9 protein-coding genes and 1 pseudogene are annotated in these 11,325 nt (G+C 70.9%); 9 read left to right on the top strand and 1 reads right to left on the bottom strand.

The features are described 5' to 3' along the window. Positions 1-34 precede the first annotated feature (34 nt). From E1211_RS25835 to E1211_RS25795, 9 genes and pseudogenes are all read left to right on the top strand, one after another. Positions 35-487: pseudogene (locus E1211_RS25835) on the top strand (molybdopterin dinucleotide binding domain-containing protein); the annotation flags it as partial. A 52-nt stretch (positions 488-539) separates the two neighbouring features. After that, a complete protein-coding gene (nuoH, locus tag E1211_RS25830) occupies positions 540-1,892 on the top strand; it encodes an NADH-quinone oxidoreductase subunit NuoH (RefSeq protein ID WP_132351779.1) in 1,353 nt (450 codons plus the stop codon). A gap of 1 nt (position 1,893) precedes the next feature. Further along, complete coding sequence (nuoI, locus tag E1211_RS25825) at positions 1,894-2,535, top strand: NADH-quinone oxidoreductase subunit NuoI (protein ID WP_132351777.1); 642 nt, start codon at positions 1,894-1,896, stop codon at positions 2,533-2,535. Further along, on the top strand, positions 2,532-3,302 hold the full coding sequence (locus tag E1211_RS25820) for an NADH-quinone oxidoreductase subunit J (RefSeq protein ID WP_132351775.1): 771 nt from the start codon (positions 2,532-2,534) through the stop codon (positions 3,300-3,302). Before nuoI ends, E1211_RS25820 begins: the two co-directional genes overlap by 4 nt. Further along, a complete protein-coding gene (gene nuoK, locus E1211_RS25815; RefSeq protein WP_076469149.1) occupies positions 3,299-3,598 on the top strand; it encodes an NADH-quinone oxidoreductase subunit NuoK in 300 nt (99 codons plus the stop codon). Before E1211_RS25820 ends, nuoK begins: the two co-directional genes overlap by 4 nt. Before the next feature lie 11 nt (positions 3,599-3,609). Then, positions 3,610-5,568 (top strand): NADH-quinone oxidoreductase subunit L, encoded by a 1,959-nt coding sequence (nuoL, locus tag E1211_RS25810; protein ID WP_132351773.1) that lies wholly within the window; start codon positions 3,610-3,612, stop codon positions 5,566-5,568. 64 nt (positions 5,569-5,632) lie between these two features. Further along, positions 5,633-7,168, top strand: a complete 1,536-nt coding sequence (locus E1211_RS25805; RefSeq protein ID WP_132351771.1) for an NADH-quinone oxidoreductase subunit M — start codon at positions 5,633-5,635, stop codon at positions 7,166-7,168. Between the two features lie 118 nt (positions 7,169-7,286). Continuing rightward, the gene (gene nuoN, locus E1211_RS25800; protein WP_132351769.1) at positions 7,287-8,840 is read left to right on the top strand and encodes an NADH-quinone oxidoreductase subunit NuoN; all 1,554 of its coding nucleotides are present in this window, start codon (positions 7,287-7,289) and stop codon (positions 8,838-8,840) included. 144 nt (positions 8,841-8,984) lie between these two features. Further along, complete coding sequence (locus tag E1211_RS25795) at positions 8,985-10,058, top strand: polyprenyl synthetase family protein (protein WP_132351767.1); 1,074 nt, start codon at positions 8,985-8,987, stop codon at positions 10,056-10,058. A 106-nt stretch (positions 10,059-10,164) separates the two neighbouring features. Here E1211_RS25795 and E1211_RS25790 read toward each other — a convergent pair. Continuing rightward, a partial coding sequence (locus tag E1211_RS25790) for an MFS transporter (protein ID WP_243709699.1) occupies positions 10,165-11,325 on the bottom strand: 1,161 nt, incomplete at its 5' end.

Below are 11,325 nucleotides of genomic sequence, written 5' to 3'. Positions count from 1 at the left end.
TCGTCGGCAGCGTCAGTGTGTATAAGAGACAGGGACCACCCGGCCCGCCGCCCCGTCGGTGGAGCCGGCGGCCGTGCCGCAGCCGGGCGCGGGCGAGGCGGTGCTCGCCACCTGGCACCAGCTGATCGACCTGGGCAGCCTCCTCGACGGCGACGAGCATCTCGCCGGCACCGCCCGCCCGCCGCTGGTGCGGCTGGGCAAGGGCACCGCCGAGGCGCTGGGCGTCGCGGACGGGGACGCGGTGACGGTCGGGACCGACCGGGGCGCGGTCACGCTGCCGGCCGCCATCACCGAGATGCCGGACGGGGTGGTCTGGGTGCCCACCAACTCGCCCGGCGCGACCGTCCGGCGCAGCCTCGGCGCGATCTCCGGCCGGGTGGTCCGGATCTCCGTCCCCGCTCCGGCGGCGGCCGTGCCGGCCGGCCGGTCGGCGGCGGACGAGGCAGGCGTCGCGGATCCGCTGCTCAACTCCGGGGGTGCCCAGTGAGCGCGAGGAGCGCGCGAGTGAGCCCCGCAGTCGCGAACGAAAGGTGGGCACGATGAACGCGGTCTACCTGGCCCAGGACCCGACCCTGGCCGACTTCGGCCGGGATCCGTGGTGGCTGGTCCTCATCAAGATCGTCTTCGCCTTCGTCTTCGCGGTGCTGGCCACCCTGCTCGGCGTCTGGTTCGAGCGGCGCGTGGTCGGCTACATGCAGGTGCGGCCCGGCCCCAACCAGGTCGGTCCGCTCGGCCTGCTGCAGACCCTGGCCGACGGCCTGAAGATGGCCTTCAAGGAGGACATCCTCCCGCGGGCCGCCGACAAGGTCGTCTTCTTCTTCGCCCCGACCATCTCGGTGATCTGCGCGGTCACCGCGCTGTCGGTGGTGCCGTTCGGCCCGATGGTGAGCATCTTCGGCCACTGGACGCCCCTGCAGGTCACCGACGTCTCGGTGGCGGTGCTGGTGCTGCTGGCCTGCTCGTCCATGGGCATCTACGGCATCGTGCTCGGCGGCTGGGCCTCCGGATCCACCTACCCGCTGCTCGGCGGTCTGCGCTCCAGCGCCCAGATGATCTCGTACGAGGTCGCGATGGGGCTGAGCATCGTGGCGGTCTTCATGACGGCCGGCACCATGAGCACCAGCGGGATCGTCGCCGCACAGGGGGACGCCACCCAGCTGACCCTCTTCGGCACCGAGATCCCGGCGCCCGGCTGGTACGCGATCCTGCTGCTGCCGAGCTTCGTCATCTTCTTCATCGCCACCGTCGGCGAGACCAACCGCGCGCCGTTCGACCTGCCCGAGGCGGAGTCCGAGCTGGTGGCGGGCTTCATGACCGAGTACAGCTCGCTGAAGTTCGCGCTCTTCATGCTCTCCGAGTACGTCGCGATGGTGACCATGTCCGCGGTCACCACGACGCTCTTCCTCGGCGGCTGGCGAGCGCCCTGGCCGATCACCCTCTGGGAGGGCGCCAACTCCGGTTGGTGGCCGATGCTCTGGTTCTTCGGCAAGGTGATCGCCCTGGTCTTCGTCTTCGTCTGGCTCCGCGGCACGCTGCCCCGGCTGCGCTACGACCAGTTCATGCGCTTCGGCTGGAAGGTGCTGCTGCCGATCAACCTGGTCTGGATCCTGGTGCTCAGCGGCCTGCGGTCGATCGAGGACTGGGACACCCGGGGCAAGCTCATCGCGGTCGGCGTTCCAGCCGGCGTACTGCTGCTCGTCACGCTGCTCTGGCCGAGCCGGAAGCCGCAGCCGAGGGTGACCGTCCAGGAGCAGGTCAACAACCGTCCGCACGGCAGCTTCCCGCTGCCGCCGATGGACCTTCAGATCCCACCGAGCCCGCGCACCAGGCGCGTGGTCGCCGAGCGGGAGCCGGCGAACGTCACCGCCGGCTCGGAGTCCAGGGAGGTGTGACGTGGGCGCGATCACCGGAACGTTCAAGGGCTTCGGGGTCACCTTCTCGCACATGTTCAGGAAGGTGGTCACCACCGACTACCCGTTCAAGCCGCCGGTCTCGGCGCCGCGCTACCACGGGCGGCACATCCTGAACCGGCACCCGGACGGCTTGGAGAAGTGCATCGGGTGCGAGCTCTGCGCCTGGGCCTGCCCGGCCGACGCGATCTACGTGGAGGGTGGCGACAACACCGAGGAGCAGCGCTTCTCCCCGGGTGAGCGGTACGCCAGCATCTACCAGATCAACTACGCGCGGTGCATCTTCTGCGGGCTCTGCATCGAGGCCTGCCCGACCCGCTCGTTGACCATGAGCAACGAGTACGAGCTGGCCCGGGACAGCCGGCAGGACCTGATCTTCACGAAGGAGCAGCTGCTCGCGCCGCTGCTGCCGGGCATGGAGCAGCCGCCGCACGCGATGCGGCTCGGCGAGAGCGAGAAGGACTACTACGTCGGCGGCCTGACCAACCCGGGGACCTCGGCCGGCGCGGAGCGCGCCGCCAACAGCCCGGGCCGGTACCAGGTGGAGGAGCACCCCGGGGTGACCTTCCCTGGCGCGGAGCAGCACGCCCAGCGGGCCGCCGCGGGCAAGGGGGACAAGGCATGACCACGCAGACGGTGCTCGCCGCCGCAGGCGGGGTGTCCGGCGGCGAGGAGGTCACCTTCTGGATCCTCGCCCCGCTCGCGCTGATCGGCGCGATCGGGATGGTGGCCGCCCGCAACGCGGTGCACTCCGCGCTCTGGCTGGTGCTGACCATGCTCTGCCTGGGCGTCTTCTACGTGCTCCAGGCCGGGCCGTTCATCGGCATGGTGCAGATCATCGTCTACACCGGCGCGATCATGATGCTCTTCCTGTTCGTGCTGATGCTGGTCGGGCGGGATGCGTCCGACTCGCTGATCGAGACCCTGCGCGGGCAGCGGACCGCGGCGATCCTGCTCGGCCTGGGCTTCGCCGGTCTGGTCGGCGGCGGTCTCTACCGGGCACTGGAGGGCACCACGGCGGCCGGCCTGACGCAGGCCAACGCCGAGGGGAACGTCCAGGGCATCGCCCGGCTGCTCTTCACCAAGTACGTCTTCGCCTTCGAGTTGACCTCGGCACTGCTGATCACGGCGGCCGTCGGCGCGATGGTGCTGGCGCACATCGAGCGGCGCAAGCAGGACAAGATGGACCAGGTCGCCACCATGAAGGCGCGCTTCCGGCCCGGCAACTACCCCGGCCCGAAGCCCGGCCCGGGTGTCTTCGCCACCAGCAGCTCGGTCGCCACGCCGGCCCGGCTGCCGGACGGCCGGCTCAGCGAGCGGAGCACGCCGGAGATCCTGCCGGTCCGTGAGCTGACCGCCCAGGAGGTCTCGCCGAAGGGTACGGACAAGTGACTCCTGACTACTACCTCGTCCTCGCGGCGATCCTCTTCACCATCGGCGCGGCCGGGGTGCTCATCCGCCGCAACGCGATCGTGTTGTTCATGTGCGTCGAGCTGATGCTCAACGCGGCCAACCTGACGCTGGTCACCTTCAGCCGGATCAACGGTGACCTCAACGGCCAGATCATGGCGTTCTTCGTGATGGTGGTGGCCGCGGCCGAGGTCGTGGTCGGCCTCGCGATCATCATGGCGATCTTCCGGACCCGGCGCTCGGCGAGCGTCGACGACGCCAACCTGCTCAAGTACTAGAGGGGCCTGCGGTGGGAGAGATACTGACGAACGCCCCGGCGGAGCCGGCGGGGGCCGTCACGTACGCGACGGCGGACGGCCTGCTCGCCAGCGTCTGGCTGCTGGTGGCGATCCCGCTGGTCAGTGCGGCGGTCCTGCTGCTGCTCGGCCGGCGCGCCGACCGCTGGGGGCACTGGCTCGGGGTGAGCGCGATCGGTGTGTCGTTCGTGCTCGGCCTCGTGTCGTTCTTCCAGCTGCGCGGCCTGGAGAACAAGTCCGTCGAGCTGAGCCTCTGGGACTTCATCACGGTCGGCGACCTCCGGGTGGACTTCGGTCTGCTCTTCGACCCGCTCTCCGCGCTCTTCGTCCTGCTGATCACCGGGGTGGGTTTCCTGATCCACCTCTACGCGGTCGAGTACATGTCGCACGACGGGGGCCGGCGGCGGTTCTTCGGGTACTTCAACCTGTTCGTCGCCGCCATGCTGCTGCTGGTGCTCGGCAACAACTACGTGATGCTCTACGTCGGCTGGGAGGGCGTCGGTCTGGCGTCGTACCTGCTGATCTCCTTCTGGCAGGACCGGCCGAGTGCGGCCACCGCCGGCAAGAAGGCGTTCCTGATGAACCGCGTCGGTGACGCCGGTCTGGCCATCGCGATCTTCATCATGTTCGCCACCCTCGGCACCACCCAGTACGACGAGGTCTTCTCGAACGTCGGCGCGCTGACCGGCGGCACCGTGCTCGTCCTCGGTCTGCTGCTCCTGCTCGGCGCGACCGGCAAGTCCGGCCAGTTCCCGCTCCAGGCGTGGCTGCCGGACGCGATGGAGGGCCCGACCCCGGTGTCGGCGCTCATCCACGCGGCCACCATGGTCACCGCGGGCGTCTACCTGATCGCCCGCTCCAACCCGGTCTTCTCGGCCAACACGACGCTCCAGCTCGTGGTGGTGAGCGTCGGCGCGCTGACCCTGCTGATGGGCTGCATCATCGGCGCGGCCAAGGACGACATCAAGCGGGTGCTCGCCTGGTCGACGGTGAGCCAGATCGGCTACATGTTCCTCGGCGTCGGGCTCGGCGGCGGGGCGTACGCGCTGGCCATCATCCACCTGCTGGCGCACGGCTTCTTCAAGGCCAACATGTTCCTCGGCGCCGGCTCGGTCATGCACGGGATGAAGGACCAGGTGGACATCCGCCGCTTCGGCGGGCTGGCCAAGCACATGCGGACCACCTGGCTGACGTTCATGATGGGCTGGCTGGCCATCATCGGCATCCCGCCGCTCTCCGGCTACTTCTCGAAGGAGCCGATCATCGCGGCCGCGTTCGGGCGTGACGACTGGACGGCCTGGCTCTTCGGCGGGGCGGCGCTGCTCGGCGCGGGGCTGACCGCGTTCTACATGACCCGGCTCTTCGTGCTCACCTTCCACGGGCCGAAGCGCTGGACCGAGGAGATCGAGCACCCGCACGAGTCGCCGAAGCTGATGACCGTCCCGCTGATCCTGCTGGCGCTCGGTTCGATCGGCGCGGGTTTCCTGCTCTCCACCTCGGTGCCGGACTGGCTGACCGCGACCGCGGGCCTCGGTGGGGAGCACGCGGAGCACGAGACCGTCCTGCCGCACATCGTGATCACCACTCTCTCGCTGCTGGTGACAGTGCTCGGCGTCGGGCTGGCCTGGTTCCTCTTCCGCAACGGCACGGCCACCGCGCCGCAGCCGGCCGGGGTGCTGGTCACCGCCGCCCGCCGCAACCTCTACACGGACGCCTTCAACGAGGCGGTCTTCGAGAAGCCGGGCATCTTCCTCACCCGGGCGCTTGTCTTCCTGGACAACCGGGGGGTCGACGGGCTGGTCAACGGTCTCGCCGCCGCGGTCGGCGGTGGCTCCGGCCGGCTCCGGCGGCTGCAGACCGGCTTCGTCCGGTCGTACGCGACCTCGATCCTGACCGGCGCGCTGCTGGTGGTGGCGGCGTTCCTGGCCGTACAGGCGGGGTGGCTGGCGTGATCGACCTCTTCCCGGCCGCCCCCGCCGGCGGACCACGCAGTGACGACGGAGGTAAGGCCGCATAATGTCCAACTTCCCGTTCCTCTCGGTGCTGACCGTGGCGCCGCTGGTGGGCGCCCTGGTGGTGGCCCTGCTGCCACGTCGCCGGCCGGACCTCGCCAAGCAGGTGGCGTTCGGCTGGTCGCTGCTGGTGCTGGTGCTTTCGGTCGTGATGTGGATCGCCTTCCAGGTCGACGGTGACCGCTTCCAGTTCCGCGAGTCGTACCCGTGGATCCCGAACTGGGGCGTCCACTTCACCTTCGCCGCCGACGGCATCGCGCTGGTCATGCTGATGCTGATCGCGGTGCTGGTGCCGCTGGTGATCCTGGCGTCGTGGCACGACGCCGAGTCCTCGAAGCGGTCGGTACCGGTCTACTTCGCGCTGCTGCTCGTCCTCGAGTGCACGATGATCGGCGTCTTCGCCGCCGCCGACGTCTTCCTCTTCTACGTGTTCTTCGAGGTCATGCTGGTGCCGATGTACTTCCTCATCGGCAGCTACGGCGGCCACCAGCGGCAGTACGCGGCCGTCAAGTTCTTCCTCTACTCGCTGGTCGGCGGCCTCTTCATGCTCGCCGCGGTGATCGGCCTCTGGGTGGTCGGCGGCAAGACCTTCGACTGGCAGGCGTTGTCGCAGGTGGACATCTCCACCGGCACCGAGCGTTGGCTCTTCCTCGGCTTCTTCGTCGCCTTCGCGATCAAGGCGCCGTTCTTCCCGTTCCACACCTGGCTGCCGGACGCCGGTGGCGCGGCGCCGGCCGGCGCGGCGGCGCTGCTGGTCGGCGTGCTCGACAAGGTCGGCACCTTCGGCATCCTGCGGTACTGCCTGCCGCTCTTCCCGGACGCGGCCAAGTGGTTCGCGCCGTGGGCGCTCGCGCTCGCGCTGATCGGCATCATCTACGCCGCGCTCCTCGCGGTCGGGCAGAACGACCTGAAGCGGTTGGTGTCCTACACCTCGATCGCGCACTTCGGCTTCATCGGCGTGGGCATCTTCGCCTTCACCACCCAGGCCGGCACCGGCGCGGTGCTCTACATGGTCAACCACGGCCTCGCCACCGGCCTGCTCTTCCTGGTGGTGGGCATGCTGATCGCGCGCCGCGGCTCGGCGCTGATCAGCGACTTCGGTGGCGCCGGCAAGCTGGTACCGGTGCTGGCCGGGGTGCTCTTCTTCGCCGGTCTGGCGTCGCTCGCGCTGCCCGGCACCGCGCCCTTCGTCTCCGAGTTCCTGGTCCTGATCGGTGCGTTCACGGTGAACAAGCCGGTCGCGGTGATCGCCACCCTCGGCATCATCCTGGCGGCGGCGTACGTGCTGTGGATGGTGCAGCGCACCACGCAGGGCACGCTCAACCCGGCGCTGACCGAGATCGACGGGATGCGGCGTGACCTCAACCTGCGCGAGAAGGTGGTGATCGCTCCACTGGTCGCGCTGATCGTGGTGCTGGGCTTCTACCCGAAGCCGGTCACCGACGTGATCAACCCCGCTGTCCAGGCGACCATGGACGACATCGGCAGGACCGATCCCGCCCCGTCGGTGGTCACCACCGTGCAGGAGGCCGGCCGGTGAGCGGGAAGGGTGGACGAGCGATCGTGAGCGAGCCCAGGCACGGGCGCGAGGCGCGGGCGGAGCGAGCCCCGCAGTCGCGCGCAGACGGCGACCCAGTCGCGAACGGAAGGTTGGCCCGGTGAGTGAACTGAAGCTGCCGTCGATCGACTACGCGGCGCTCGCCCCGATCCTGATCATGTTGGGGGCCGCGCTGGTCGGCGTCCTGGTCGAGGCGTTCGTGCCGCGGCACCGGCGGCACGTGGTCCAGTTGTCGCTGGCCCTGCTCGCGGTGCTCGCCGCGCTGACCATGGTGGTGCTCAACAGCGACGACCGGCTGATCACGGCCGGTTCGGCGATCGCCGTGGACGGGCCGACGCTCTTCCTCCAGGGCGGCATCCTGGTGCTCGCCGCGATGGCGCTGCTGCTCATCGGTGAGCGGGCGGTGGAGCGTGGCGGCGCCTTCGTGGCGCACGCCGCGATCACCGCCGAGTCCGCCGAGGACCGGCGGCAGGCCGACGGCGCCGGCGGTACCACCGAGGTGTACCCGCTCGTCACGTTCGCCATCGGCGGCATGCTGATCTTCGTGGCGGCGAACGACCTGCTGACCATGTTCATCGCGCTCGAGGTCTTCTCGCTGCCGCTCTACCTGCTCTGCGCGCTGGCCCGACGCCGGCGGCTGCTCAGCCAGGAAGCGGCGCTGAAGTACTTCATGCTCGGCGCGTACGCCTCGGCGTTCTTCCTCTTCGGCGTCGCGCTGATCTACGGCTTCACCTCCGGCATCCCGGGCCGCTCCGCCGGGGTGGACTTCGCCACCATCAACGCGGCGGTGAACGAGTCGCCGGCCAGCCGGGTGCTGCTCTTCGCCGGTATGGCGCTGCTCGCCATCGGCCTGCTGTTCAAGGCGGCCGCCGCGCCGTTCCACGTCTGGACGCCGGACGTCTACCAGGGCGCGCCGACCCCGGTCACCGGCTTCATGGCCGCCTGCACCAAGGTCGCCGCCTTCGGCGCCCTGCTCCGGGTCTTCCACGTGGCCTTCGCCAGCGCCAGTTGGGACTTCACCCCGGTGCTCGGCATCGTGGCGGTGCTTACCATGCTGGTCGGCGCGGTGCTCGCGGTGACCCAGACCGACATCAAGCGGCTGCTGGCGTACTCCTCGATCGCCAACGCCGGCTACCTGCTGGTGGGCGTGCTCGCGCCGTCGAAGGACGGACTTTCCGGCACGATGTTCTACCTGGTCGCGTACGGCTTCTCGGTGCTCGCCGCGTTCGCCGTGGTGACCCTGGTGCGCGACGGTGACGGGGAGGCCACCCACCTGTCCCGCTGGGCCGGGCTGGGCCGACGCTCCCCGTTCTTCGCGAGCGTCTTCACGTTCATCCTGCTCGCCTTCGCCGGCATCCCGCTGACGAGCGGCTTCACCAGCAAGTTCGCGGTCTTCGGCCCGGCGCTCGCCGAGGGGCGGGCGTGGCTGGTGGTCGCCGGTGTGCTGACCAGCATGGTGCTGGCGTTCCCGTACCTGCGGGTCGTGGTGATGATGTGGCTCTCCGAGCCCGGCGAGTCCACTCCGACCGTCGCGGTGCCGGGCGGGCTCACCGCGGCGGCGCTGATGATCGGCGTGGTGGCGACTCTGGTCCTCGGTGTCGCCCCGGCACCACTGCTCGACCTGGCCACCGGAGCCGCCGAATTCGTCAGATGACGAGAAGCTCCACCCGAAGGCCGGTACGCCCTGGCGTACCGGCCTTCGTGCGTCCCCGCCCGCCGCTGCCCGGGCGGGTCGCTGCCCCCCGTCGCATGCATCCCCCGCCCGGGGCTGGTCGAACGCGTGTGGCATGGTTGAACCGTGGTGAAACCGGCTGGCGAGGGTACAGGTGCCACCGGCTCCGGCGGCCGCCGGAGTCGGCGTGGCGCGGGTCAGTTCGGGGAACTCGGTCTCTACCTTGCCGATCCCCGCCTCGAGGAGTCCGTGCTGGCCGTGCTGGACGCCGTCGAGACCGAGCTGCGGTCGACAGTCGCCAGCGCCGACCCGTTCGTCACCGAGGCGGCCCGGCATCTGGTCGAGGCCGGTGGCAAGCGGTTCCGGCCGTTGCTGGTGGCCCTCGGCGCCCAGTTCGGCGACCCGGGCGCCGTGCCGGTCGTATCGGCGGCGGTGGTGATGGAGCTCACTCACCTGGCGACGCTCTACCACGACGACGTGATGGACGAGGCTGCCGTGCGCCGGGGCGCGCAGAGCGCCAACTCCCGGTGGACCAACTCGGTCGCGATCCTGGTCGGCGACTACCTCTTCGCCCGGGCCGCCGACCTCGCCGCCGATCTGGGCACCGAGGCGGTACGCCTGCAGGCGCGCACCTTCTCGCAGCTGGTGCACGGCCAGATCGCCGAGACCGTGGGGCCCCGCCCCGGCGAGGACCCGGTGGCCCACTACCTCGAGGTGATCGCCGGCAAGACAGGCTCGCTGATCGCCACCTCGGCCCGGTTCGGTGGCCTGTTCGGCGGTGCGTCGCCGGAGCACACCGAGGCGCTGGCCGGCTACGGCGAGACGATCGGCGTCGCCTTCCAGCTCTCCGACGACCTGCTCGACATCGCGTCCGAGTCGGTCCAGTCCGGCAAGACTCCCGGCACCGACCTGCGCGAGGGCGTACCGACCCTGCCGGTGCTCTACGCCCGCTCGGGAGACGACTCCGACGCCGCCTCCGTACGGCTGCGCGAGATCCTCGGCGTCGGCGCGGTGACCGACGACGACCTGCACGCCGAGGCGCTCGGTCTGCTGCGGGAGAGCCCGGCCTTGAAGCGGGCCCGGGAGACCGTCCGCAGCTACGCGGAGGACGCCCGCAAGAAGCTCGCCCCGCTGCCCGAGAACGCGGCCCGCCGCGCCCTCGAGTCGCTCTGCGACTTCGTGGCCGACCGCACCTCCTGATCCCCACCCCGCCGCTCCCGCTGCGGTGATCAAGAGGTCTGCGTCAAGAACCGGGCCGGCCAGGACGCAACCCTCTTGATCGACGAGCCGGCTGGCCGGGAAAGCGTCAGGGCCGGGTCAGGAGGCGGCTGCCGGTGAGCATGAGGGCGGCGGCGAGGAGCATCGCCAGCGCGGCCGTTCCCCACATGGCGGGGTAGCCGATCCGGGCGGCCACCGTGCCGAGGCCGAGCGGACCGAGGCAGCCGCCCGCGTACACCCCGGTCTGGGTGATCGAGGTGGCGGCGGCCGGGGCCTGCGGGTGCAGCCGGACCACCGCGAAGTTCAGCAGCCCGGGCCACGCCCAGCCCAACCCGAAGCCGAGGACCACGCCCACCACCAGCGGCGCGACCCCGGCGACCGTGAGCAGACCGAGCCCGCCCGCGCCCACCAGCAGCATGGCGGCGATGACTGCGACGTGGCCCCCGGACCGACGGTCGGCCAGCCACCCGGAGCCGACCCGCGTGACGACGCAGACCGCGCCACCGAGCGTCAGCATCAGCCCGGCCAGCGCCGGTGCCAGCCCGCGCGCGGCGGCGGCGTCGACCACGAAGGTGCCCAGCGCGTTCGCCGCGCCCGCAGCCAATGTCGCGGCGACCCCGATGACCACGAGCGCGCCGGTGCCCCGGCCGGCCCGGACACGGCCCGCCCGCCGTGTCGCCCCGCCCTCCCGGGCGGGTACGGCCAGCAACGTGGCCAGCGCGGCGACCGCGGCGGCGACGAACGCCCACCGCCAGCCGACGGTCAACGCGATCGTCGGCACGGCCGCCCCGGCCAGCAGCGTGGAGACCGGAATCGCCGCCTGCTTCACCCCGAACGAGAGCCCCTGCCGGTGCGGCGGGACGTGCCGGGCGAGCGCGGCGTTGCTGGCGAGCTGACCGAGGGCGTTGGCGACGCCGCCGACCGCCATCAGCCCGAGCAGAACCGGGAACGAGCGGGCCAGCGTCGCCACCGCGAGCAGGCAGGCGGTGGAGAGCAGGATCCCGGCGCGCGCCACCACCGCCGGCCCGTACCGCTCGGCGAGGGCGCCGGACGGAACCGAGGCGAGCGCGCCGACCCCGAAGTAGACGGAGACCACCAGCCCGAGCCCGGCCGGGGAGAATCGCAACTCCTCGCCCAGTTGGACGGCGAGGCCACCGACCAGGAAGACCGGCAGTACGCAGGCGATGGTGACGGCGATGGCACTCGCGCTGGCCCGGACGGGACGGGTGGGGGCGGCGCCGTTGAGGGG

The organism is Micromonospora sp. 15K316, from assembly GCF_004348525.1.
In the GTDB taxonomy this organism is placed as follows: domain Bacteria; phylum Actinomycetota; class Actinomycetes; order Mycobacteriales; family Micromonosporaceae; genus Micromonospora.
Note: the sequence above shows the minus strand (reverse complement) of the source record. Positions and strands in the feature narration are given on the sequence as shown.

Excerpts from the sequence above, each read along its gene's own strand:
- nuoH (WP_132351779.1), top strand. The coding sequence starts at position 540 with ATGAACGCGGTCTACCTGGCCCAGGACCCGACCCTGGCCGACTTCGGC.
- E1211_RS25820 (WP_132351775.1), top strand. The coding sequence starts at position 2,532 with ATGACCACGCAGACGGTGCTCGCCGCCGCAGGCGGGGTGTCCGGCGGC.
- E1211_RS25805 (WP_132351771.1), top strand. The coding sequence starts at position 5,633 with ATGTCCAACTTCCCGTTCCTCTCGGTGCTGACCGTGGCGCCGCTGGTG.